The organism is Paenibacillus sp. sptzw28 (assembly GCF_019550795.1).
Classification (GTDB): Bacteria; Bacillota; Bacilli; order Paenibacillales; family Paenibacillaceae; genus Paenibacillus_Z.
This window is the reverse complement of record NZ_CP080545.1, coordinates 591230-616840: the sequence shown is the minus strand read 5'-3', so window position 1 is coordinate 616840 and position 25611 is coordinate 591230. Positions and strand designations below refer to the sequence as shown.

At 50.8% G+C, this 25611-nt stretch carries 20 protein-coding genes and 1 pseudogene; 11 read left to right on the top strand and 10 right to left on the bottom strand.

Annotated elements, in window-relative coordinates:
• Positions 1-12: 12 nt before the first annotated feature.
• Complete coding sequence (nikA, locus tag KZ483_RS02895) at positions 13-1605, bottom strand: nickel ABC transporter substrate-binding protein (RefSeq protein WP_397376178.1); 1593 nt, start codon at positions 1603-1605, stop codon at positions 13-15.
• Positions 1606-1785: 180 nt separating this feature from the next.
• Here nikA and KZ483_RS02890 point away from each other — a divergent pair, with 180 nt between their 5' ends.
• Positions 1786-2715 carry an MBL fold metallo-hydrolase gene (locus KZ483_RS02890; RefSeq protein ID WP_220351282.1) on the top strand — a complete coding sequence of 310 codons (930 nt, stop codon included), beginning with the start codon at positions 1786-1788 and terminating at the stop codon, positions 2713-2715.
• 597 nt (positions 2716-3312) lie between these two features.
• Here KZ483_RS02890 and KZ483_RS02885 read toward each other — a convergent pair.
• On the bottom strand, positions 3313-4971 hold the full coding sequence (locus tag KZ483_RS02885) for a glutamine--tRNA ligase/YqeY domain fusion protein (protein ID WP_220353225.1): 1659 nt from the start codon (positions 4969-4971) through the stop codon (positions 3313-3315).
• A 228-nt stretch (positions 4972-5199) separates the two neighbouring features.
• Between KZ483_RS02885 and KZ483_RS02880 the strand changes: the two genes are divergently transcribed.
• Genes KZ483_RS02880 through KZ483_RS02870 form a run of 3 tightly spaced genes read left to right on the top strand, consistent with a single transcriptional unit; the run spans position 5200 to position 9444 of the window.
• On the top strand, positions 5200-5694 hold the full coding sequence (locus KZ483_RS02880) for a MarR family winged helix-turn-helix transcriptional regulator (RefSeq protein ID WP_220351281.1): 495 nt from the start codon (positions 5200-5202) through the stop codon (positions 5692-5694).
• Between the two features lie 16 nt (positions 5695-5710).
• Positions 5711-7435, top strand: coding sequence for an ABC transporter ATP-binding protein (locus KZ483_RS02875; RefSeq protein WP_220351280.1), 1725 nt, complete (start codon positions 5711-5713; stop codon positions 7433-7435).
• Entirely contained in the window at positions 7432-9444 is a 2013-nt protein-coding gene (locus KZ483_RS02870; RefSeq protein WP_220351279.1) for an ABC transporter ATP-binding protein, read from the top strand. Before KZ483_RS02875 ends, KZ483_RS02870 begins: the two co-directional genes overlap by 4 nt.
• 347 nt (positions 9445-9791) lie before the next feature.
• On the opposite strand, the gene aroC is transcribed toward KZ483_RS02870, so the two are convergent.
• Positions 9792-10847, bottom strand: a complete 1056-nt coding sequence (gene aroC / locus KZ483_RS02865; protein WP_220351278.1) for a chorismate synthase — start codon at positions 10845-10847, stop codon at positions 9792-9794.
• 121 nt (positions 10848-10968) lie between these two features.
• Here aroC and KZ483_RS02860 point away from each other — a divergent pair, with 121 nt between their 5' ends.
• Positions 10969-11856 (top strand): LysR family transcriptional regulator, encoded by an 888-nt coding sequence (locus tag KZ483_RS02860; protein ID WP_258881514.1) that lies wholly within the window; start codon positions 10969-10971, stop codon positions 11854-11856.
• 176 nt (positions 11857-12032) lie between these two features.
• Here KZ483_RS02860 and KZ483_RS02855 read toward each other — a convergent pair whose 3' ends face one another.
• The 3 genes from KZ483_RS02855 to purM form a co-directional block, all read right to left on the bottom strand.
• The gene (locus KZ483_RS02855) at positions 12033-12782 is read right to left on the bottom strand and encodes a class I SAM-dependent methyltransferase (RefSeq protein WP_220351277.1); all 750 of its coding nucleotides are present in this window, start codon (positions 12780-12782) and stop codon (positions 12033-12035) included.
• Between the two features lie 335 nt (positions 12783-13117).
• Complete coding sequence (locus KZ483_RS02850; protein WP_220351276.1) at positions 13118-14314, bottom strand: hypothetical protein; 1197 nt, start codon at positions 14312-14314, stop codon at positions 13118-13120.
• 92 nt (positions 14315-14406) lie between these two features.
• On the bottom strand, positions 14407-15450 hold the full coding sequence (gene purM, locus KZ483_RS02845) for a phosphoribosylformylglycinamidine cyclo-ligase (RefSeq protein WP_220351275.1): 1044 nt from the start codon (positions 15448-15450) through the stop codon (positions 14407-14409).
• Positions 15451-15640: 190 nt separating this feature from the next.
• On the opposite strand from purM, the gene KZ483_RS02840 reads away from it, so the two are divergent.
• Positions 15641-17056, top strand: a complete 1416-nt coding sequence (locus tag KZ483_RS02840; protein ID WP_220351274.1) for a MocR-like pyridoxine biosynthesis transcription factor PdxR — start codon at positions 15641-15643, stop codon at positions 17054-17056.
• 360 nt (positions 17057-17416) lie between these two features.
• On the opposite strand, the gene KZ483_RS02835 is transcribed toward KZ483_RS02840, so the two are convergent.
• Complete coding sequence (locus KZ483_RS02835) at positions 17417-18217, bottom strand: GNAT family N-acetyltransferase (RefSeq protein ID WP_220351273.1); 801 nt, start codon at positions 18215-18217, stop codon at positions 17417-17419.
• A 79-nt stretch (positions 18218-18296) separates the two neighbouring features.
• Between KZ483_RS02835 and KZ483_RS02830 the strand changes: the two genes are divergently transcribed.
• The gene (locus tag KZ483_RS02830) at positions 18297-18752 is read left to right on the top strand and encodes a hypothetical protein (RefSeq protein ID WP_220351272.1); all 456 of its coding nucleotides are present in this window, start codon (positions 18297-18299) and stop codon (positions 18750-18752) included.
• Positions 18753-18816: 64 nt separating this feature from the next.
• Here the strand turns inward: KZ483_RS02830 and KZ483_RS02825 are convergent, their stop codons facing one another.
• Positions 18817-20712 (bottom strand): outer membrane protein assembly factor BamB family protein, encoded by a 1896-nt coding sequence (locus KZ483_RS02825; RefSeq protein ID WP_220351271.1) that lies wholly within the window; start codon positions 20710-20712, stop codon positions 18817-18819.
• Between the two features lie 7 nt (positions 20713-20719).
• Between KZ483_RS02825 and KZ483_RS02820 the strand changes: the two genes are divergently transcribed.
• The 4 genes and pseudogenes from KZ483_RS02820 to KZ483_RS02805 form a co-directional block, all read left to right on the top strand.
• Entirely contained in the window at positions 20720-20962 is a 243-nt protein-coding gene (locus tag KZ483_RS02820; RefSeq protein ID WP_220351270.1) for a hypothetical protein, read from the top strand.
• A gap of 149 nt (positions 20963-21111) precedes the next feature.
• The gene (locus KZ483_RS02815) at positions 21112-22188 is read left to right on the top strand and encodes an S-layer homology domain-containing protein (RefSeq protein WP_220351269.1); all 1077 of its coding nucleotides are present in this window, start codon (positions 21112-21114) and stop codon (positions 22186-22188) included.
• 172 nt (positions 22189-22360) lie between these two features.
• On the top strand, positions 22361-22909 hold the full coding sequence (locus KZ483_RS02810) for a GNAT family N-acetyltransferase (RefSeq protein ID WP_220351268.1): 549 nt from the start codon (positions 22361-22363) through the stop codon (positions 22907-22909).
• Between the two features lie 134 nt (positions 22910-23043).
• Positions 23044-23439: pseudogene (locus KZ483_RS02805) on the top strand (CHRD domain-containing protein); the annotation flags it as partial.
• A gap of 194 nt (positions 23440-23633) precedes the next feature.
• On the opposite strand, the gene add reads toward KZ483_RS02805, so the two are convergent.
• Entirely contained in the window at positions 23634-24680 is a 1047-nt protein-coding gene (gene add / locus KZ483_RS02800; protein ID WP_220351267.1) for an adenosine deaminase, read from the bottom strand.
• A gap of 109 nt (positions 24681-24789) precedes the next feature.
• A complete protein-coding gene (locus KZ483_RS02795) occupies positions 24790-25338 on the bottom strand; it encodes a glutathione peroxidase (protein WP_220351266.1) in 549 nt (182 codons plus the stop codon).
• Positions 25339-25611: the final 273 nt, after the last annotated feature.

Genomic DNA, 25611 nt, shown 5'->3' with positions numbered 1-25611 from the left:
CCTCCCTGCGTCTTACGGTTGTATGTCGAGACTGGAGAACGCATTGCCGTCCCGATTCGCAGGGAACTCTACGCCGCTCACATTTTTATGGTAGACGACCATTTTCTTCACATACGAGATCGGCACTATCGCCGCCTGCTCGTGTAGCGTCGTCAGAATCGAGCCGTACAGCTGTTGGCGCTTGGTTTCGTCCGTCGACAGAAGGGCGTCGTGAACCTGCTGGTCAAGCTCTTGTTTCCCCGGAATATTGGCAAGTGCATCGGCAATGCCGAACCCTTTCTTGGCAACGATCTGAATGAACGAGTGCGGATCATATGGCGCGCCGTAGTTGCTAAAGAAGTTCAAATCAAAGTCGTTCGCACGGAAACGTTTGATCTGCTCGGTAAGCTCAAGGCCGGTAATGTTCAGCTTGACGCCGATCGCCGCCCATTCGGCTTGCAGCGTCTCCGCCATCGGCTTCTGAATTTGCTCCGCCTTTTCATAGATCAGCTCAAGCTCCAGAGGCTTTCCGTCCTTCTCGCGGACCGTTTTTCCCGCAGGAAGGATCCAGCCGGCCTCATCCAAATAAGCTTTTGCCTGTTCCACATCGTATCCGACCGGCTTGATGCTGATATCGGTGTAAGGGAAGTTCGTCGATAACAGGTTATCGGCCTTCTCTTCAAATCCGGAGGTAACCCCGTCGACCATCGCCTGCTTGTTAAACCCGTGCTGAAGGGCCAGACGCACCTTCAAGTCGGACAGAGCCTCGTTGGTTGTATTGAGCACCAGTTGTCTTGTGGCAACCGGCTCGGAGAGGCGCGTTTCATAATCGCCGGAAGCTTCCAGCTGTTTGTAGGCATCCAGGCTGATAACGCCTTCCCCGTAAATGAGATCCAGATCTCCTTTCTCAAAGGCGAGAACTCGGGTATCTCCGTCCGGTATGATCTTGATGACGAGCTTGTCGGCTTTCGGCTGATCTCCCCAATATTTCGGGTTGCGGGTAAATTCCGCATATTCGTCCGTTTTGTAATCGGACAGCATCCACGGTCCTGTGCCGACCGGCTGCTTCACGCCCTTCGCTGTGTCGCCGTCATCCGGGAAGCCGGCTTCGCCGAGAAAGCGCACCGGGCGTACGACGGAAAGCTCCTGCAGCGTCGGGTAATACGGCTGTTTTAATGTCATTTTGAACGTAGACTCGTCCACTGCCGCTGTCTTATCCAGAACGCCGATAAATCCGAGCCAGCTGTGATTATCGGCATGCATCATGATCGAATCGAAGTTCTTTTTGACGATAGCCGCGTTAAACGGCGTCCCGTCTGAGAACGTAACATTTTGACGGAGCTTGAACGTATATTCTTTGCCGTCCGGCGATATCGTCCACGATTCCGCCAAGTGAGGCTCAAGCTTGCCGCCTTCTGTGTAGTTCACCAATGGTTCGTATATCATCGACTGTGCGATCAGCTGCGAAGGATTGTAAACGTGCGGGTTCATTGGTCCAATGTCCCTCGGCCACGAGATTGTAATTGTTTTTTTGGCTTCACCGGCCTGCTCATCTGATGCCGGGGCCCCCTCCTGTGAAGTACAACCCAGAAGTGCGGTCGAAATAAATAGAATAATAGCTGTCATGCTGAAAATGTTTTTTCTTTTTACTGTAAACATCGGCTTGCTGTTTCCCCTCTCACTTGCGTACATTATGTTGATAATGATTATCATTGTCTAGGTTGATATTAAAGGACTCAGTGAGGGGTGTCAACATAAATCTACTGTTTTGCAGCATTTTACAGTGAGACTGTCGTTCACAGCATAATGACAGCGCTGCCACATAACGGGACACTATATTTGGAAGACTATGAAGAGCGCATCGTCGCCATTAACTTTTTCAACCGGTTGAAGGAGGACTTTCACAGGGTGGAAAATACATTTGAAGACGCTATACTCCCGGTCACGACGATTACAAGCGGGAATGGGCGGGAGGTTAGACCCGATATTTACTGCTTGCCCATTCAAATCGTCAATCTTTGTTATATCGGCGATCCGGGAAGCGACTGGATATTAATCGATGCGGGCATGCCCGGGTCCGCGGAGAAAATCATTGAGACAGCGAATGAACGCTTCGGCTCCCGGCCGCCGCGGGCGATTATTCTGACACATGGGCATTTCGACCATGTCGGCGCCATTGTGGACCTTATCAAGCACTGGGGCGTTCCTGTCTTCGCGCATGAGCGGGAGCTCCCGTATTTGACCGGCCAGTCGGACTACCCTCCCGCCGATCCCACTGTAGACGGCGGTCTCGTGACTGAAATGTCACCTTTGTTTCCGCATCAGGGGATCGACTTAGGCGAGCATGTTCAGCCACTGATTCCGGACGGAGTTGTACCGGGGATGGCCGATTGGCGCTGGATTCATACGGCTGGACATACGCCCGGCCATATCTCCTTGTTCAGGGACAAGGACAGGTCCCTTGTCGCCGGGGACGCATTCGTTACGGTAAAGCAAGAATCGCTTTACAAAGTGATTTTGCAGCAGCGGGAAATTAGCGGCCCGCCGAAATATTTCACGACCGATTGGCAGACGGCGTGGGATTCGGTAAAGAAGCTGGCGGCCTTAAAGCCGTCCGCAGCCGTCACCGGCCATGGATTACCGATGGAGGGCGAGGAACTGGCGTCCTCGCTCAAGATGTTAGCCGAGCAATTCGACCGGATTGCCATACCGGCCGAAGGCCGTTACGTGCAGTGAGAAAGCAGCGAGGCCGACGGCGGCGGATCATGGATTATTGCGAAGCATGCCGGACGACTGAACGAGCGCATGAGGGTCCGGCCGCCTTTATTCTACTGATGAGGTCCAGCCGCTGATGGTAGGCATCTTCGGTAAAACGGATTTTTCCGCTTACAGAGATAATCTAAACTTCCAGGCATACTTTAAACTGGAAAATCCCGCTTACAGGCTACCTAAGCCTTTGCCGGTTATCTAACGAGTAAGTATTCCTCGCGATAGTCAACAGCATTGTGGCTGTCATTTTCATTCATTAATAAAAGAAAGGGCCGCCCCTGAAGGGACAGCCGCTTTCCGGAAAAACTATCGATTTTATGCGCTTTATTGGTGCTCTTGGTGTGCCTTTTATCAGTCCTCATGACTAATGCTCTCTAAATGAGCTTTTAGCATGACTGCGTTGCGACGGCGCATGACCGCGTAATGCTCTCTATGAGCTTTTACTGCGACAAATGCTCCGTGCGGCGCTGCTGAGGGCATATTGCCTCTCATGTCTTATGTCGCTCCTGATGCTTTTATCCGCTTTTTATCCGCTTTTTATACGCTATTATAACAGGTTGACTGTTATGCCTTGGCGTCGAACGAGCTCTTGAGGGAAACGATCCGGTTGAACACAAGGCGCTCAGCGTTTGTATGCTTCGGGTCTACGTTGAAATAGCCGTGGCGGAAGAACTGAAATTTATCTTGTCCGCTGGCATCCTTCATATTCGGTTCGACGAACCCTTGCAGAATCTCAAGCGAGTTCGGATTGATGCATTCAAGGAACGGCTTGCCCGAATCTGCTGCTTCGTCTGTGAGCAGCGGCTCGAACAGCCGGAACTCCGCAGGCAAAGCTTGGGAGGCTTCGATCCAGTGAATCGTACCCTTCACCTTCCGTCCGGTAAAGCCGGACCCGCTCTTCGTCTCAGGGTCATAGGTGCAGCGAAGCTCGACGACATTGCCGCCCTCGTCCTTAACGACTTCCTGACAGGTGATAAAATAGGCATGCTTGAGGCGGACCTCATTACCCGGGAACAAGCGGAAGTATTTGCTTGGCGGGTTCTCCATGAAATCGTCCTGCTCAATATAAATCTCGCGCGAGAATGGAATTTGGCGGCTGCCCATTTCTTCGTTCTCGGCATTGTTCTCGGCCTCCAGCATCTCCGTCTGCCCTTCGGGGTAGTTGGTGATGACGACCTTGAGCGGCTGCAGCACCGCCATTGTGCGCAGTGCCTTCAGCTTGAGGTCCTCGCGGATGAAATGCTCCAGCATCCGCTCATCCACGACGCTGTACGCCCGGGCTACGCCGATTTCGCGGCAGAAGGCGCGAATCGCATTCGATGTGAAGCCTTTGCGGCGCAGACCGCTGATCGTCGGCATGCGCGGATCGTCCCAGCTCTCGACGACTCCTTCGTCGACAAGCATTTTCAAATACCGCTTGCTCATGATCGTGTTCGTGACGTTCAGCCTAGCGAACTCGTATTGATGCGGCTGGGCTTCCATCTCGCACTCTGCGATGGTCCAGTCATAGAGCGGACGATGATCCTCGAACTCGAGGGTACAGACCGAATGCGATACGCCTTCAATGGCATCGCCCAGCGGATGCGCATAATCGTACATCGGGTAAATGCACCATTCATCGCCGGTCCGGTGGTGATGGACATGCGCAATACGGTACAGCACAGGGTCGCGCAGGTTGATGTTCGGCGATCCCATGTCGATTTTGGCCCGCAGTACGCGTTCTCCGTCCTTGAATTCTCCTGCGCGCATGCGTGCGAACAGATCGAGATTCTCCTCCACGCTGCGGTCGCGATGCGGGCTGTTCTTGCCCGGCTCGGTCAACGTGCCGCGGGACTCGCGAATTTGCTCGGCTGATAAATCGCACACGTAGGCTTTGCCTTTCTTGATCAGCAGCACTGCGCGGCTGTACATTTCTTCGAAATAATCCGATGCGAACCGAAGGCTGTCCCATTCGAAGCCGAGCCAGCGCACATCGTCTTGTATGGCATTGACGAATTCTGTATCTTCCTTAAGCGGATTCGTGTCGTCGAACCGCAGGTTCGTCCGTCCGTTAAATTCGTCGGCAAGGTCAAAGTTGAGGCAAATCGACTTGGCGTGGCCGATGTGCAGATAGCCGTTCGGCTCCGGCGGAAAACGCGTAATGATTTCGCTCACTTTACCCGCCTTCAAGTCTTCGGCGATGATGTTTTTAATAAAGTTCGAGGATGATGTCTTGTTCTCCACAGCGACCAACCTTTCCACGTAAAATTCTTATCCTACTATAATACACAATTTACCGCCTGATTATAAATAGCAAACTTCGAGAATGCCTCTTCCGGCGACCATTAATGCCTATTACCAATCATGTAGATTTACAGATTATTGAAAAACAGTTGACGCTCGTTTCCGTCATAAATATAATTAGGTTAGCTAAGTAAATTATTAGGCAGACGAAGGAGAGATGCGCCAAAAATGTCCGACGAACGCAATACCACTCATGAACTGCTGCGCGCTTTTAGACAGCTCAGGCATATTAACTGGAGCGGCATGCGGCCGATTGAAGGCTGCACGCCAAGCGAGACAATGATGCTTTTTTTTATCCGCAGATATACGGCAGATGCGCCCGAAGGTATGAAAGCATCGGACCTCAGCCAATTTCTGCGAGTCACCTCGCCGACCGTCACTCAGCAGGTCAATGTGCTGGAGGCCCGCGGGCTGCTCGAGCGCGCCGCTGACCCGGCGGACCGTAGAGTGGTCCGGATCAAGCTTACCGAGCAGGGAATGGGGCTGACGAAAATTGCGGAGCAGACGATGCACGAAGGCGCGCAAACTCTGATCGATTATATGAGCGAAGAACGCGCCCTTCTGCTGATCGAGCTGCTCGATGAAGTGTACCGGTTCTACAGCGACAAAGAATCTTTGCTCGATATGGTATGCCGTAAGCCGGATATCAAACCAAACGAATGAAGGTGAACACGAATCCATGATGAAGCTTGTCCGATTCTTAAAGCCCTACCGGTTAGCCGTTATTGCCGGGCTGCTTCTCGTCTTTCTGCAATCGCTCTCCGACCTGTATTTGCCGACGCTCATGGCGGACATCGTCGACAAAGGGGTTGTTAACGGCGATACAGCCTATATTTGGCGCATCGGCGGCTTTATGCTGCTCATTGCGCTTGGCGGCGGAATCTGTTCCGTCGGTGCCAGCTTCTTGTCCGCGAAGGCGGCGGGCGGCTTCGGTAAGGATCTGCGCAGCCGGGTGTTCTCGCACGTATCGAAATTTTCACTGAGCGAATTCGATAAAATCGGTACCGCATCGCTGATCACGCGCACGACAAACGACATTACGCAAGTACAGCAGGTACTGACGATGATGATGCGCGTTATGGTCATGGCCCCGATGATGTGCTTCGGCGGCATCATAATGGCCATGTACAAGGACGCCACCTTATCACTTGTTATCATCGCCGTTGTGCCGCTTCTGGGCGTGATCATTTACTTTATCGTCGGCAGAGGCGTTCCGCTGTTCCGCGTGATGCAGATCAAGATCGACAAACTGAACCTCGTGCTGCGTGAAAATCTTACCGGCATCCGCGTCATCCGTTCGTTCAACCGGGTCAGCCATGAGCAGAAGCGCTTCAACGAGGCTAACCGCGACCTAACGGACACGGCCGTCAAGGTAAACCGTATTATGGCGTCTCTTATGCCGATCATGATGCTGATTCTTAACCTGGCGACAATTGCAATCGTCTGGTTCGGCGGCCTTCGCATCAACAGCGGCCACATGCAGGTAGGGGACCTGATCGCATTTATTCAATATGCATGGCAAATCATGTTCGCGCTTATTTTCGCATCGATGATGTTCGTAATGATCCCCCGTGCTTCCGCTTCTGCGGTGCGTATCAACGAAGTGCTTCAGATGCAGCCCGACATTAACGATCCTGCCTTTGAGACCGAGGCTTCGGCAAATGGAACGGTCGAATTCGAGAACGTGACCTTTCACTACCCGGGGGCCGAAATGCCGGCTATATCGAACGTATCGTTCATTGCGAGGCCCGGCGAAGTCACAGCTATTATCGGCGGCACCGGCTCCGGTAAATCGACGCTCATCAATCTCATTCCGAGGTTCTATGACACCACCGAAGGACGGATCCGGATCGGCGGCATCGACGTTCGCGAAATGACACAGGAAAGCTTGCGCGCCAAAATCGGACTCGTGCCGCAAAAATCGCTGCTGTTTACCGGCACGATTGCGGACAATATCCGCTTCGGCAGCGAAGAGGCGACCGATGAAGAGATCCGCCGGGCGGCATCGATCGCCCAGGCTAGCGATTTCGTGACCGCCATGAAGGACGGATTTGACTCGCCGATCGCACAAGGCGGAACAAACGTATCAGGCGGGCAGAAGCAGCGTCTGTCCATAGCCCGCGTGCTCGTGCGCCGGCCCGATATTTATTTGTTCGACGACAGCTTCTCGGCGCTCGACTTCAAGACGGACGCCAAGCTGCGCGAGGCGCTCCGTCCTGCGACGACCGAATCAACAGTCATTATCGTTGCCCAGAGAGTCAGTACGGTTATGGATGCAGACCGGATCATCGTGCTAGACGAAGGCCGGATCGCCGGAATCGGAACGCACCGCGAGCTGCTCCAGACCAATAATATTTACCGCGAGATCGTAACGTCTCAGCTGTCAGAGGAGGAGATTGCATGAGCGAGCAGCAGCGAGGACCGCAAGGTGCCGGCAGCGGCGGACCCGGCGGCGCGGCCAGCTCGGAGCAGCGGCCCGGCGGTCCTGGACCCGGTAACTTCGGCTTCGGCCCGGGACGGGGCGGACCCGGCGGGATGGGGATGCCCGTAGAGAAGGCCAAAGATTTCAAAGGCACGCTCCGTCGCCTTATCGGTTATCTGAAGCCGCACAGATTCGCTCTTATAGTCGTTCTTCTGACAGCGGTGCTCAGCACGGTCTTCTCGATTCTCGGCCCGAAAATTTTGGGCAAGGCGACAACTGAGCTGTTTAACGGGCTCATGGGCAAGCTGAACCGCATTCCGGGTGCGACCATCGATTTCACATATATTTGGCATATCCTGCTGGTACTCGGCGCTTTGTATATCATCAGCTCATTGTTCAGCTTCATTCAGCAGTATGTAATGGCAGGCGTCGCGCAGAAAACCGTCTACGACCTGCGCAAAGACGTCAACGAAAAGCTGGAGCGGCTGCCTCTCAAATTTTTCGACTCGCGTACGCACGGTGAAATATTAAGCCGCGCGGTCAATGACGTGGACAACATCAGCAGCACGCTCCAGCAAAGCTTGACGCAGCTCATCACCTCCGTGGTGACGCTGATCGGAGTCATCATCATGATGCTGACAATCAGTCCGCTTATGACGCTGATAACGGTCGTCACGCTGCCACTGAGCTTTCTCGCTATTCGCTTAATCGCGAAACGATCGCAGCTCTATTTCAAAGGCCAGCAGAAGGCGCTCGGCGAGCTCAACGGGCACGTTGAGGAAATGTACACCGGACATCCGATCGTCAAGGCGTTCGGACACGAGGATAAATCAATCGGCCGCTTCAGCGAAGTGAATGACCGTCTCTATGCTTCCGGCTGGCGGGCACAGTTCGTCTCTGGAATGATTATGCCGATCATGGGCTTTATCGGAAACATCGGCTATGTGCTAGTGAGCGTGGCCGGCGGGATATTCGTGCTGCGGGGTTCGATCACGATCGGGGATGTGCAGGCGTTTATTTCCTACTCCCGCCAATTTACGATGCCGATTACGCAAACCGCGCAAATCGCCAATATCATCCAATCCACGATAGCCTCGGCGGAGCGGGTATTCGAACTGCTCGACGAACAGGAGGAAGTGCCGGAAGCGGCCGATGCGATGGCGATCGTACCCGAAGCTCAGCTGGCTGAGGCACGGCGCGGCAGTAAGACACCGGGCGCTAACGTCATTGCTCTGCCGAAGGGCGATGTCAGGTTTGATCACGTGAAGTTCGGCTACAAGGACGACGCTCCTCTTATTGAAGATATGAACATCGACGTCAAATCCGGACAAACGATCGCTATCGTCGGTCCGACCGGCGCGGGCAAAACAACGCTCATCAATCTGCTCATGCGTTTCTATGAACTAAGCGGCGGAAGAATTACGATCGACGGCGTTGACATTACGAGATTTAAACGCGGCGATCTTCGAAGCCTTTTCGGCATGGTGCTGCAGGATACATGGCTCTTCAACGGCACGATCCGCGACAACATCGCATACGGTCGCGAGGGCGCATCCGATGAGAAAGTCATAAAGGCAGCCCGGGCGGCGTATGCGGACCATTTCATCCGCACTCTCCCTGAAGGGTACGACACGATTCTGAACGAGGAAGCATCCAATATATCGCAAGGGCAGAAGCAGCTGCTAACGATTGCCCGGGCGATCCTGGCCGATCCGGCGATCCTTATTCTCGACGAAGCGACCAGCAGCGTCGATACGCGTACCGAGATTCATATCCAACGTGCGATGAACGAGCTTATGAAGGGCCGCACGAGCTTCGTTATTGCACACCGGCTGTCGACGATACGCGATGCCGATCTGATCCTGGTCATGAACCACGGCTCAGTCATTGAGCAGGGTACGCATGAGGAACTGCTTGCATCGGGCGGCTTCTACGCCGATTTATACGAAAGCCAGTTCAGCGGCCCCAAACGGCAGCAGGAAGTGATTTAGCGTTGAAGAGAAAACAGCCCGTTCAGTTACCCGTTTGAGGGTCGCTGTGCGGGCTGTTTGTCGATTTCCGGCGACAGTGTTTAACAATCGAAGCCTGATTTGGTGTGAGATTAATTTTATCGGTCTATACTAAAAATTAACAGTACAATTTCTAGAAGCAAAAGCCGATAAAGAACTATATACATGTTAGTCAGGAGGTGAAACCGATGCTGAGACAATTGAATTGGGGCTTGATCCTGGGGGTCGGTTTTTCAATATCGGTGTGGGCTCTGGTTATCCTTTGGCTGGCCAAGCTGTAATCGCTGCAGCTTGATCATGCCGGTCAAAGCAATGAGGTGGTAAGAGCGTTATCCATGCAGCGCCGCTTGCCGCTTATAATGGTCTTCAATGACAAGGCACGCCATCGCCTCCACGACCGGAACTATTCTAGGACAAATGCACGGGTCGTGCCTCCCCATTGTCACGATGGTTTGTTCTTCCCCGCTAACGCGAATGGTTTGCTGCGGGACCGATATCGAGGACGTCGGTTTAACCGCCACTCTGAATACAATATCCTCCCCGCTGCTTATTCCGCCGACAATCCCGCCCGAATGATTGCTCTTGAATCCCGATACGTCCATCTGATCGTTATGCTCGCTGCCGCGCATTGCGGATGCCGCGAATCCCGCACCGAATTCAATCCCTTTAACCGCCCCTATCGACAGTATCGCCTTGGCCAGATCGGCGTCGAGCTTATCGAATACAGGCTCGCCGATACCCGGCATGACCCCACGGATTCTGCATTCGACAATACCGCCGCAGCTGTCGCCGGACGATGCTAATAATTCGATTTTCTCAATCATACGAGCAGCCGCTGCCCGGTCGCACGCCCTGACTATGTTGTTCTCGATTTCCTTCTCATCGAAAGCTTCGCATGCGATCCCGCCGATCTCCCGGGTATAAGCGACAACGCCGACCCCTCTCTTCTCAAGCAGCTTGCGCGCCACGGCTCCCGCCGCAACCCTTCCAGCCGTTTCTCTTCCCGATGCCCTTCCGCTTCCTCGGTGATCCCGGATTCCGTACTTCTTCAAATACGTGAAATCTGCGTGTCCCGGACGAAAAGAATGTTTAATATCGTCATAAGCCTCGGGCTTCATGTCTTTATTGAACAAAACGATAAAAAGGGGGGTTCCGGTAGTCTTCCCTTCATAAACTCCTGAAAGAATACTCACCTCATCATATTCCTTCCGCGGCGAAGTCACCGAAGATTGCCCGGGTTTCCGGCGGTCCATCTGGATTTGAATATAAGACTCGTCAATTTTCACTCCCGGCGTAACGCCGTCGATAATGACACCCACCGCTTCCCCATGCGATTCACCGAAGGTTGTAATTTTAAATATCTCACCGAATGAGTTTCCAGCCATTATTCATACCTCCTGTTGTTCTGGCGCTTTGACGTCTTCGTTACATTTCATTATAATTTTTGTTATGCAATAAATGAAATCATAATATTTTACGTTTGGTATAAAGGTGGTCTATATCAAAATGATGAACACGGAGTGGTACCGCATCTTTCTGTATACCGCCAAAGCAGGGAATCTGACAAAAGCCGCGCAGGAGCTTCACATTACGCAGCCTTCGGTTAGCTATACCCTCAAGCAGCTGGAGGCGGGCCTCGGAGTGAAGCTGTTTAACCGGCTGTCCAAGGGAGTCCGGCTTACACCGGAAGGGGCTGCGCTGCTGGAATATGTGGAACAATCTCTGTCATTGCTGGATGCAGGGGAACGAAAGATACAATCCCTTAAAGACCTTGCATCCGGTGAGCTGCGAATCGGCGCCAGCGGCCCGGTTATCAAGCACCTGCTCCTGCCGGCTCTGGATCAATTTCATGCCGACCATCCGGGAGTCCGGATACGCCTTTTTCAGGGGAGAACCTCTGAAATCAGCAGCCGTTTGAGAGAGGGCCAGATCGATATTGGACTTATTCATTTGCCCCTGCCGGATCCAGACCTTGAAGTGAAGCCGCTTGCCGCTATTCAAGACAGCTTCGTAGTCGGTCGTGCATACCGCGAGTTGGCCGCTCATCCGATTTCAGCCGGGGAACTATTCGGCCCGATTCCGCTGCTGCTTCCGTCCCGGGGAAGCAGCACCAGGCAGTTCGCCGATCAATGGCTCTCCGCTCACGGGTTGAAGGCTGAAGCGGATATCGAGCTTAGCAGCTTGGATATGTTAATTGAATGTGCCCGTCGGGGCTATGGGGCGGCTTTCGTCACCAAATCCTTCGTCCAGCAGGAGCTGACGAACGGAGACCTGTTTGAACTGCAGCCGACTGAACCGATCCCTGCCCGCACGGTCGGAATAGCGGTTAGGCGCGATCTATCGTTACCCATCATTGCCCGGCGTTTTATAGAGCTGCTGTCGTCATTCGTTTAGGGCCAGCGCAAAGAAGGAGCCATCCGCAGCATCGACGCTGAGGATGGCTCCTTTAAACCAGTTTATCCGAGCTTACTTTGCCGCCGGAGGACAGCATAGAACCAGATCGCAAGAGTATCCTCGCTAACGGTTTGTTCAGCTGAGCAGCCCTTTCTTCTTGCTTCAGGCCCAGTCGTTTATTTTCGGGCAATAATCATAAACCGCTCTGAGTTCGTTTCAATGCCCTTCTCTGATTGATTGCCTTCAATAAAGGCCGCGAGGCGCTGCAGATCAGCCTCGTCTTCGCCGAAACCGGGAATCGTCGGAGTGTGCTTTAGAAGAAAAATCAAATCCTCGTAAGACCGGTAATATTCAGCCGCATTGTACTCGAACGACTGAATGTCCGTAAAGCCGGCCTCACTTAGCTCCTGTATCAGCCTGTTTCGCAGGGTTCCGCTCGGGATGCCCCCGCCCTGTCCGCGGCCGAACGCCCGCTTTATATTCGCCTTGTCGCCTTCACTTACCTGCTGCGTGAGAAACACGCCGTCATCCGCAAGCACTCTCGCCGTTTCTTTCGCATTGAAGGGTGAATGCCGACAGGATATTATGTTGAAGAAGCGATCCGGAAATTCCAGCTTCTCCGCTTCCATTCGTACAAAGCGCACGTTTTCTCTTAGCGACTTCGACAAGTTATCAGCCGCGGTTCCGATCATACCGTCAGATTGATCGATACCAATCAGCAGCCGCGCCGCATCGGCAATCGACAACAGAGCTTCCCCGCCGCCTGTTCCGATATCCAGCAAGACATCGGTACTCCTGCACCGCTTGGTTACCTCTGCATAAAAATTCCATGATACTCCCTCGGAACGACATTTGATCCGGCTGAAATCCCAACCGTTCAGCGCACCTACTTTATCGTAAAATTCCTTGTATCCCGCTTCGTTCATATCGTTTCATCCGCCTTTCAATCCGGAAGTTTATCGCATTTCGCGCACGTCGCAATCGAATCAGGTCTGTTAGCGGTAAAAGGGCAGACTCCCCCCTCTACAGCCGGCACGCGTTTTTACCCGGCCCGAGAACTAATTACTTCGAACGATGCGGAAAGCCATCCGATTCACCCCGTTTTAGAAAGTTACGTTTATTGTAAACTATTGTTGGCCTTCAATGGAATAGCCGGCAGATTGGAGTATGCGACAGTGGATTAAGATCGTTATTTACATAATAAAAGTCTGCTGGAGCAAAATAGCTCAAGCAGACTTTATTGTTCATCTTAGCTGCCGTACTAGCTCAGCCAGCTGACGCTTTCGAGATTCAAGCCGAGCTTCTTGAGTTCATCCCTAGTGAGGAGCAGGCGGAAGCCGTAGACTCGACTGTTGCCACTTGTGGCAATGATGCTGCTCTTGCCGTTTGTCACTTTAAATGCGTAGTCAAGCCGTCCATCCGAAAGCTTATCGACCTTCATTCCGAATGCATCCATCAAGGAACGAACCGGAATCCATGTCTTGCCGCCGCTTTCAAAAGCATAGGGCAGTCCGACAGTTGTGCCGTTGATAACCGCTGCTGCTTCGTTATCGGTCGTTTCCGTCGTTTGCTCTACCGGGAGCTGGCCGGGATCCAAATCGGCAGGCGGAATAATCGTTGGCTTCAAATCGTCTGCCGGCTGGCTGTCTCCGTCGGGATAGTAAAACAAATCCTTATCCTGCTTGGTCATTGCACGGATTTTCCCGGAGCCCAGGTCATACACCCATTCTTTTCTTGTCGGTTCGTTGTAGGCGAATAAGATAAGCTGCTGCTTCGGTCTGTAACCATACATACTGGCGAGCAGCAGTCTATGGGACCCACCCGTCGCCGGATCGATCGTAATGATCTCGTTCTGACGCTCGGTCTTGCTATATGTGGTGGTCAGCAGCTTATTGTCCGGCATCCATCGAAGCCATGTGCGGCTTGGTATGAGTGTAGTTTCACGCACTTTACCGGTGCTGAAATCTTTGATTACAACACTAATTTGCTTGCGCTGGTAAAATCCCTTGCCCTGCTCGTATGGTTCCAGCGTGTAGTAGTCCAGTTGGCGCATACCCCATTTGCCGTCGGGAGATGGTAAGTATGTCGTTTCGTTTGTCACTTCATCGTAAACGGTGTCATAAACTTTTCTGCTCAGAATATCGCCGTAGACGCCTGCCTCCTGAAGGTATGTTTCCTTTGGTGATGAACTGCGGTAGATGTTGCCGTACTTGTCCGGCAGACTAAACCATGTGCCCTCATCCGTAGCGAAGATAACCCGGCTGAAATACTGGTTGTCCAAATGAGAATAAGCGTGAAAATAGGAACGGCCCGTTGCGCTATCCTTATAGACGGCATCGTAACGCCATTCCAGCGCCTTTGTTTGGACCTTAGCGGCATTAGCTGCAGCCGGCTGGCCGAGTAACGCGGTTAAGACGGCGATAGATATCGCAGATACCGCAAACCTCCGCAAAATCATGTTTGATCACCTCATCGAATGAGTTAAAGAGCGCTATATTAACTAACGCTCTATCGATGACATAGGTTGCTGTGAACAAAACTTAAATATTGTTACTCCCGTAATTGGAGCTCACCCTCAAACCGCACCTGCCTGTCCCCTTCTACTATTTTCCCGATTATAAAAGAATGACAATCATGTCTTGCCAGATGTTCCTGTATCCTCGGCATCGCGTCCGGAGAAGCAACAAGCGCGATTCCAACCCCCATGTTGAACGTCCGCAGCATATCGGCGGGCGGCACCTTCCCGAAAGCTTGAATTGTGTGGAAGATTTCAGGAATTTCTATGCGGTCTAATGAGACCAATGCATCCATACCCGCCGGCAGAATTCGGTTTAAATTTCCTTGGAGACCGCCGCCCGTAATGTGCGCCAACCCGTGCAGCTCCGGCTTGCCAAGCAGCTCCTTGAGCGGACCATAATAGCACTTATGAGGCCGCAAAATAGCATCCACAAACGTCTCTCCATCCACCCGCCCACCCAGAACAGCGGGAAACTCCTCCATAAGCTTGCGAACAAGCGTATACCCGTTCGTATGCAAGCCGTTCGATGCCAGTGCAAGCACTTCGTCGCCTACCCGAATCCGGCTCCCGTCTATGATATGATCCCGATCAACGACTCCCAGCACGCTTGCACTCAGCATGTAGCTTCCTTCCGGCAGTACTTCCGGCTGCTCTGAAGTCTCCCCTCCAACCAGGCTGCATTCCTGCTCCCGGCAAGCCTCGGAGATATGGGTGACAATTTGCACGACAGTCTCTTTCTCGAGCTTGCCGCAAAGAATGATGTCTAGCACCGCCTCGGGCTTGGCGCCCATCACTATGATGTCGTTGACCAGGTGGTTGATCAGGTCGAAGCATATGCCGCGTATTTTGTTATGTTGAAAAGCAAGCAGCTGCTTGGAGCCGGGTTCCTCCGCTTTCAAGACGAGAACAGGATGTTCAATCCCTGTAAAATCTGCTTCAAACAAGGAGGCAAAGGCGCCCGGCCGATTCAATACACGCTTGTCTTTTGTATGCATATGGCCGGCCATCTCCCGTTTAGCCTCCTCCGCATTGCCGATATTAACGCCTGCAGCTTCATAAGTAAGCTTCTTGTCCATACGATCGCCTCATCTCATTTATTTGATTTCAATTGCTGTTACTTAAGAGTATTGACGAATAATTGACATTTTCAAATGTACAGAAAATATTTAATATTAATGACAGATGGGGACGATCTGAAAATAGAAAGGCTGAGTAAGAATGTTGATTCCTCCGCGGCTGCCAGAGCGTATGCAAGAACCGGTTTATATGCAGATTTATCATTTTTTCAAGGAAGAAATGCTGTGCGGCCGAGTGCCGGCGAACGCGAAGCTGCCTTCGATCCGCCAGCTTGCACAGCATTTGGGCGTAAGCCGTAATCCGGTGGAAACGGCATATGCACAGTTGGTTGCGGAGGGTTATGTCATTAATAGGGCAAAGAGCGGCTATTTTGCCGCTGCCCTCGAACAATTGGCTTCAGCGCATTCCAAGCAGCCGGCCACACGGATTGTTGACGGAGAGACTGAAGAACATACTGCACTGCTTTCCCGCGCGGCGAAAGATATTCCAGGTGGGGATAATATCGCATTCGAATATGATCAAACGGATACAGAGCGTTTCCCGCTAGCTGTGTGGAGAAGGATGACCCTTCGGGTTCTGGAGCCGACAGCCCGCAATCTGCTGGATTACGGGGAACGTAAGGGTGAGCGTCGTTTGCGCGAACAGATCACCTCTTATTTACGGCAAAATAGGGGAGTGGTGTGCGATCCGGAGCAGGTGATCATTACCGCCGGCACGCAGCAGGCTGCGATCCTGCTAAGTGCTCTGCTGAAGGACGAGCACCGCCTGCTGGCTGTCGAAGCCGCGATGCATCCGGGGCTGTACCGGCTGTTTCAGCATCAGCGGTTAAACCCCATAGCCATCCCGCTTGAGGCGGACGGAATTTCAGTAGAGACTATTACGGCTAACCGATCCATTCGCACCGTATATGTAACACCCTCCCATCAGTTTCCGTACGGCATAATCCTACCTGCAGCGAAACGACTTCAACTGCTGCAATGGGCGGACGCGTCAGACAGCATTATCATCGAGGATGATTATGATAGCGACTTTCTGTACGAAGGACGTCCTGTGCCTGCTCTGCAAGGACTGGACCAGACTGGACGCGTTGTCTATATGGGTACCTTTTCTAAAGCGCTCGCTCCCGCTATAAGGCTAAGTTTTATTATTTTGCCGCCTTCTTTGCTTCAGAAGTACGACCGCGAATTCACGTTTTATGACCAAACCGCCTCACGTCTTACCCAAAAGGCGATGGAATTGTTCATGGAAGAAGGACATTTTGCGAGACATGTACGTCGAATGCGCAAAGTTTACCGGACGAAGAGGGAAACGCTTCTGGAAGCAGTGGACAATTATTTGGGTGGACGGGCGACGATTTCGGGTGCAGCATCCGGTCTGCATGTCATTTTGGAAACGGACAGCGTGCTGCCTTCATCTATTCTGGTTACGCGGGCAGGTGAACAAGGCGTCCGTCTGCGTCCCATTTCGGATTATCATATTGACGGAGAGGCTTCGCCCGGTTTCCCGGCGGACCCTAGGGCGCGGTTTGTCCTGGGTTTCGGCGGACTTTCCGAGCATAACATCGTCGAAGGGATACGAAGGATCGCACAGGCATGTGTCCCTTAGCGTCAACATAAACCACTGTACTTATTTTACCAAGTTCATTATGATGAACGTAACTTATCTCAGAAAGCGAGTGATTGTTATGACAATCGTCACCCGGGTACACACCATTGGCTTAAAGGTGCGGAAGGGATAAAGCTAAACCAGACTAATCAAGTAATCCTTCCGCAATCACAGCAGTATATAATCGGAGGGAAACGATAATATGTCTTTTAGCGCATATGGAGAACTTTGTACGGAGGTTTACGATTTAACCAAGAAGGTCGGAGATTCATTGGGGATGTATCTCGATGAACGAGTGGAATACATCCCCTTGTTGAACATTTATCGTATTATTTTTCTCTTCTCATTCTTTAAGCTTTATCATCGCCCGCCTTGTTCCGGTAAGCTGACTAATAAATGCTCCAGCTTCATAAAGGGTGTCAAACCAATGGATTCCGCTAATCTTACCGATGCCAAATTCGCCTCTAATACATGGTACCGCGGCGTTAACCCCCTATTGATGATATGCTGCAGTGCAGCGCAAACGACCTTCTTTCCGTATCCGCGCCCTCTCCATGCTTCCAATGTATGTACTGCGCCCACTTCCCATATATCCTTGTAATTTTTGAAGGCCAATGTTGCGCTTACGGGAATTCCCTCTTGAAAAACAGCAAAGGCGAACGCTCCGTTTTTAAAATAATGCTCGATCTCCTCCCTGATGTACCCATTATTTAACCAGAGCGGGAGGAGTCGCTCGTCCAAACTACCACTTATTACCACATCTCCATCATAACTAAATTCCACTCCCGAAGGGGCGGTATAGGAATAAAAAGTCCTGGCATTCTCCAAGGGAAAAAGCTGGGCTAACCGGCGTTTGCTGTTCTCCCTATGCAGCTTAAAGACGAGATTCTCCGCAGCCGGAATGTGTTCGATCAACTTTGGGAAGATCTCATCACTTGTATAATCCATGAAGACAACATAGTCCATGTCCGGATATGTCTGTTGGTCGTACGGACAAGCTTCGACGGGCAGGAGCAGCAGAATTCCCAATGCACCGTTGTCCGCCGCTTGTATTAAATAGCTTGTCATGGCGTCGCCATACGTTTCTATCATTTTCAAAAGGGTAATATTGCCTAAGCGGTCTTCCTCCAATAGTGCAATGATCCTTGACGCTTGTTCCATAATAAAGTCACTCCGCTTCTTTTGTTTGAATAAATATACTATTTAATTTATTATTATTCAATTAAATAACGGTCTGCATATGCAGAACACGAATCGACCCTTGATCACTATAGAAGAGATGATAACGGAAGGCGAACTGTTTCAATCCGTTTATTCCGAATTAATACAAGAAATCGATCGGGGCGAGCACGCCCGCGGAAAACTGAATGAGTTTCGGCTGATGCAGGCTGTTGCGCATGCCAAGAACGGTTTAGGTGTCCTTAGCTTTGAACGCCGACAAACGATAAATGCCATTTTTGAAACCTTCACAAGCATTTACCTGAAGGACGGGCGAGCCGCGGCTCAGAACTGGGCACAGCAATCGTTTGGCTGCAGCAGCAGCAGCGAAACGACAAGTAGCGCGGAGAATACGGAGGTTTTATTAAGAATCAAAGAGATCTCCCGTCTAATTCAAGAAAAGGAAACTGAATTGCTTCAGTTCTACCGGGAATTTTATATGCTGGAGCGATATTTGGCACAAGACTATGGGCAATAAGCGCCGTTACGTTTCTAACCAAAAAAGAGGACACCGGCAACCGGTATCCTCTCTTGTCATCAGTTTAACTTAAAACAATAATTTTTTGTCCGACGGATAAATACTTGTTTGGATCCAAATTGTTTAATTTGATGAGCATATCTGCGGTCGTTCCATATTTCTGCGCTATCTTCCATAACGTATCGCCGGCTTGCACGACATGGACTGTGTTCTGCGCGTTTGATGTTATAATAATTAAATATTTGGCAACGTATCCCGAATCCACATAATAGCTGTCTTTTTGATATTCAACGTAATACCAATCGCCGGAAGCCCCTACAATTTTCATCGTGGTATTCGCGGGGATTACCTTCTTCACATCATACTGTGTTCCTGCAGCTGTTCTAATATTCACATTCTGACGTGCGATTCCCGTGCGGTCCTGGGATATCTGCGAGTTGGTGAGGGCGGCAATCAAAGGCTTGGAGATATAACCGGTCTGAACATTGCTTAGCATGCGATATTCGACTTGGTACCAATCTCCCGATTCCCCGATGATTTTAATCTCCGTTCCTGCAGGCAGCACACGAACAATCTCATACCCGGTGCCTGCCCCCTTACGCAGGTTAGCATTGCGGGTGGTTAAGCCGTAGTTATCCGTGATAAAAATGACTTTGTCCTGTGCTTTGATGGTTGCCGTGTTTCCAGAGCGGTCAGTCAGCTCCATGACAAGATAATATTTACCGTAAGAATAGGAATAACCCCGCACGTTCTTCCCGTCCCAGGATATTTCGTTCAATCCGGCATTAACTCTCCCCTGGTCATACTGCTGGACGACTTGACCCGCTTCATCAATGATTTTTATTTTCACGAAGGCTGTTTCACTGATCGTGTAAGGAATTTTCATACGTCCTGCCGCATCAGTTGTTGGAAGATAGCTGAGTGACGGCAGATTGAATGTACCCGTCGGTGCAACCGTATCTACCGGCTCCACGCCGAATGTAAACAGTCGACTGTTCGTGTCCGAGAGCAGCAACGTGTTCTCGATTAATCCAACAGGATATAAACCGACAATATTCGAATAAACGGTAAGCGGCAGGCTTACCTTAAGCAATGATCCATCCGTAGAGTTAAAATATTTCAATTTATTGTTATTTTGTACGATGATCTGGTTTGGGGTAAGGACAATGCCATGGGAGCCTTTTATTTTCGTTGTTCCCTCAACATCTGTATACATAACCTTCCACCGCTGCGCACCTGTGGCGGAATCGACCGCCATTATGCTGCCATCCTGATCAAGTGCAATGACTGAGTTGCTGTTAACAGCCAACGGTTCCTCAAAATAAGTCGCCACATTGTATTGCCAGAGAGTGCTTCCCGTAGCAGCGTTAAAAGCTGTAACCCAGCCGGGGTTCGTTTTTTTCGCGATATCGTGGCGGTCGAGATACAGTTTTTCATCTTTATATACAGGAATTTCGCTTGAAGTTAAACCGCTTGCACCCAAATCGGCAGTCCAAAGGACCTCACCTGTTGCTGAATCCAATGCATATAAGTGGTAATACATCTGTACCGGATTCCTAACCGTAAAATAAATACGATTGCCCCCGACGGCAAATTTTCCATCCGTACTCTCTGCAGATTTTAATGCATAAGTCCATTTTTCCGCACCTGTGCTTAAATCAAGAGCAGCGACCTTCTTGTTGCTTTCTCTATAGAACAATAAAGTTGAGTCGAATGTCAGCCTAAGTGGGTTAGACGTATCTTTCGACCATTTGATTACAGGCTCGCTTTCGTTATCCTCAAGGGCATACAATTTGTTATACGTTGAGGCATAGATAATACCGTCTTTAGCAATGATATCAACGAAACGGTCATTTGCATCTGCAGAAAACTTCCACTTCACTTTATCGGTTGAAAGGTCGATGGCGGAAAGCACATTATATGCAAAACGATCCGTGCTATACAACTGACCGCGATCCACGGAAAACATGGATGAAGCATTGTCAATGGGGTCTTCTTGCAACACGGAGTTAAGCGGCAACGAAACTGAGGAACTGTTGGTGTTCCCTTCGTCACCATACCGCATATGCCAATCCAAAGGCTTGCTTTCAGCCAAAACAAACAAAGGAAAAGCTGTGAGTAAGAAACAAGCGGCGATTAATGAAAACAGTATTCTCAAGGTGACGTTATACCTCCCGAAGTGTGTGTTAGAACATTTCAATACTGCTTAAATAAAGCCGGCCCGTCAAACCTAACAATTTGGCAGTTGAGGAAATATAAACTTTGTAAATATCCAACCATAATTTACACCTGGCTGAACAAGTATTTTTCTGTTACTCTTCTCTCTGATAATTACAGAAAAGAGGGGAATAACCAAAAAATGAAACAACGACTTCTTCGTAATGCATTTCTTCGTTTGGTCATGTCATTATTCATAGCTCTAATGCTGATTTATCCGCTTAACTTGACGGTCACCCAAGCAGCCCAAATAGATCCTCTGGATATGTACTATCCAACGGACATCGACGAGCACTGGGCTTATGACGAATTGGACAATTTCGCTAACGCCGATTTGCTGCGCGGCTATGTAGACGCGGAAGGAAACGTAACGCTTAAACCGAACAACCCGGTAAGCCGTGCGGAGTTTGTTGCCATTCTTGTTCGGGCCTTGGGGTTGACAAGCGACAAGGCGGGCAAATCATTCGATGATGTCCGCGAAGGCAAATGGTATTACGAACCTGTTCGAATCGCCAGCTCGCTGGGCATTGCAGGCGGCCTGACCGACACGAAATTCGGGCCGGACCGGCTAATTACCCGCGGTGAAATTGCAACCTTGATCGTCCGGGCATTTTCTTCCTCCGTGAACTTTGCAGGACAAGCCAAGACCTTCTCCGACGTTCCGGAATACTACGCCAAAGCTTTCATTCTGAAAGCAAGCCAAGCCGGTATTGTCAGAGGAATTACCGAAACCGAGTTCAAGCCGTACGCCAATGCGAAAAGAGCGGAAGCAGTCGTCATGCTGCAGCGCGGTTTAAACCTGCAAACAGGCAATTTGCCCGCAGATAAGGATTTGCTGAAAGTGGTCTCGGATAACGAATCGCAAGAGTATTCGGCCGTGACGGGTCATAATTTAAAGGAATTGTACAACGTGAGCGCCCGGTTCAAGACAGGATATTATCTGGCCTATAACAATACAGCGACAGACGAGCTTATTGAAATGGCGCAAGAAGGCATTCAAATCGAAATGGAGCAAGAAAGTGCCGCAGCTCTCAAGGTAACCGAAAAATCAGACCGGTTTGCCGTCGTCGAGTCCGCAGGCGGGAGTTATAAAATCACGATTACCCAAGGCACGAACCAAACCTCTGAATCGAAGCCTTCGGACGGTACGTACATGCTGAAGAAGATGCCCGATAATACGTGGAAGATGTACGCGTTTTTTGAAGGCGCGAGCGAATAAAGCGAAAGAGAGAAATGACATTCGAGCCATAACGGTTTGAATGTCATTTTTATATGCTGCCGGCTATAACGATGGTGATTTAACATGTACACCGAATATTTTCCCGTAAGTATTGCATTTTTCGGCAGCTGTATTATAATTCTTCAAAATCGTTTATTAAGAGGTGTGTCCAATGCAGCCAACTTTCGAAACGGAAAGGTTAGTTCTGAGACCGTTTGAATTAGGAGATTCAGTCCAAGTGCAGAAGCTCGCGGGAGATATCGAAGTGGCCAGGACAACACTGTCCATTCCCTACCCTTACCCTGATGGGGCGGCTGAATCCTGGATCAGCGGTTGTCATGGCCGGTCAGAAACCGGCGACGGATTCGCTTTTGCGATGGTCGGCAAGGACAATTCCGTATTGATAGGATGCATAAGCATCAATATAGCGAAACCGCATAATAGAGGCGAGCTTGCCTATTGGGTGGGAAGACCTTTCTGGGGTAAAGGCTATGCGGCCGAAGCTGCAAAGCAAGTGGTCCAATTCGGGTTTGAAACGCTGAAGCTGAATAAAATATGGGCCGCGGCAATGGTCAAAAACCCGGCCTCGTCGAACGTTATGTCCAAGGTTGGGATGAAACACGAAGGGACCTTTAAACAACATATATCAAAGTGGGATCAATTTGAGGACTTGGTTTACTATGGAATGATTAAGACGGACTATGATAATATGGTCAAATAATCGTTCGGATTGTCCTTAGGGGACATTCATAACGGCTGTATTGCCGGATTATTTGGCGGTTTCTATTAGGTCGTTGTACAATCATGTCTCCCTGTCTCTGAATACTTTATAGAATCATTCAGAGGGAGGAATAAATAGTGGCTAATTTTGTAGCGAAGCTTCGGGGACGCTTTGAAGTGCCGCCTGTTGATACGGACGCGACCGGTATGGCGTGGTTTCGGCTAAGCAGCAGCGGCGAGCGCCTGCATTTCCTGTTGAAAGTCAAAAATATCGAAAGGGTCACCGAAGCCCACATTCACCTGGGCGCAGCCGGTGAGAACGGGCCGATTATCGCATTTTTGTTTGGTCCCAATAAGTTCGGTATTACAGTCCGGAAGGGAATTGTGCGGGGGAGCTTAACGAGCGAAGATTTGGTCGGACCGCTTAAAGGGTCCACGATTGAGGATCTCGTCAAATTGATGCAGACTATGGATACCTATGTCAATGTTCATACGGTGCAGAATCCAGACGGTGAAATCCGGGGACAAATCCAGGCCGACTCGAAGGAAAAGTTCGACCGGAAGGTCAGAGATTCGAAGAAATCTGCCGCCAAAGTTAAACGCACGGTCGCGGTAAAAAGACGTTAAGGCCGGCAATTATACTTCTGACTCAGAAAGATAAGAACAGTATAGCGAATCGTATACTTTCTTATCCCTTACCAGAAAAGGAGCCGAGAGGCTCCTTTTTACATAAAACCAAGCTCCAAGCGGGCGTTGTTAAACTTCTCCAACAGCCGTTCCTTGACGGCTTCCTCGACAAATGCGGCACGCAAGCCGTTATGGATGATGTCCGCTATCTGGTTCTCGGTCACTCCGCAATGTTCCATCAGCATTCGGTATTCGTGAAGGAGGGTTGTCCCCGAAACGGTACGGTTATCCGTATTTACAGTTACGAGCAGACCTTCATTAAGATATTCAGGCAGCGGATAGAGTGTCCATTCGGGGACCGCCTTTGTCTGAATATTGCTGACGGGACACATTTCAAGCGGGATTCGCCGGGCTTTTAGCAGCTCCAGCACTTCCCTGTCTTCCCGTACCCTTACTCCGTGCCCGACGCGGCTGGCCCCCAGATGAACCACCGCTTCGTAAATGTTGGCCGGGCCGGCCGCCTCTCCGGCATGGATCGTAACCGGGAGCCTTCTCTGCTTCGCAAACGAGAACAACTCATGAAACAAATGAGCCGGATAACCGGCTTCATCTCCGGCAAGATCAATCGCAGCCACACCGCGGCCATGCCACTCAGCCGCGGCTTCCGCGACCGCCTTATTCGTCGTCAAATCATGATGCCGCATGCAGATGACGATTACCCTCGCTGTCACGCCGAACGCCTCTTCCCCGCGTTTAAGGCCGCTGATCACATGTCCGATAATCGCTTCCAGGGACAGCCCTTTCTCCGTATGAAGCTGCGGCGCAAAACGGACTTCCATGTACAGGCACCTCTCCTGTGCCGCCTGCATGACGAGCTCGAACGCGACGCGCTCAAGCGCTTCCCCATCCTGCAGGAAACGAAGCACAAACGCAAAGGTGCCTAAATAATCCTGGAGGCTATCGCAATCTTCTGCGGCCCTTATGAAAGGCAGCAGCCCTTCCGCACTGTCTGCGGGAAGAGAAATGCCCTGGGATCGGCCCATCTCCAGAATCGTTTCCGGCATTACGCTTCCATCCAGATGAACGTGCAGATCGACCTTCGGCAGCATGGCCATCCTTTTCTCCGATTGGGCAGTCAATGACATTATGGCATCTCTCCTCCTGAACAGGCGTTTACCTATTCGTCTCTACTCTCTCTATATTATATTATGCCCGGCCCGGCATTTATCCTCTATTCTACGGTAAATCCGGTGTTTACAGCAGCGTCTCGATATCGGCTGTCATATCCAGCGGCTCAACGGTAGATTCGAACCGTTTGACGACCTTGCCTTCACGGTCAATCAGAAACTTGGTGAAATTCCACTTGATCGAATTATCGCTCATCCGCTGAGGGTGCTTCTCGCTCAGATAGGAGTCCATCTTTTTGCCGCCTGGCTCAGTGGTGTCAAAGCCTTCGAAGGGAGCCGCTTCCGTTAAGTATTTGAATACAGGATGAGCGGTCTCATCACGGACGTCTGTTTTCGCAAAGAGAGGGAACGTTACGCCGTAATTGATTTGGCAAAAGCTCTCCACTTCATCGTTGCTGCCCGGCTCCTGCTCGCCGAACTGATTGGAAGGAAAGCCGATAATTTCGAGACCCTGGCCCTGATACTGCTCGTAGAGCTTCTGCAAGTCGGCGTATTGGCGCGTGAAGCCGCACTTGCTCGCCGTATTGACGACGACAATCACCTTTCCTTTGTAATCCGACAATGATTTGTTTTCACCTTTGATTGTTTCCGCTTGGAAGTCGTATAAAGTTGTCATTGATAATCCTCCTAATGATTTTGTAAAATTAAATTGTGTACAAATTATATTTCTTATAGTAGCAGTTTGAGCATGGTATGTCAACTTGCCTGAAGTCAGAGTAGTATGGCATCCAGATATATTTTTTCACTTCATGCCTGACTAACGGATTGTTCAATAAAATGATCCAGCACCTCATCCGTCGGGAAAACCGCCAGAAAAACCCCGATTCCCATTGACCAGATTGTAGTAAGAGCGGGAAAGAATTCATACCTGATGCAGATTATGTGGCAG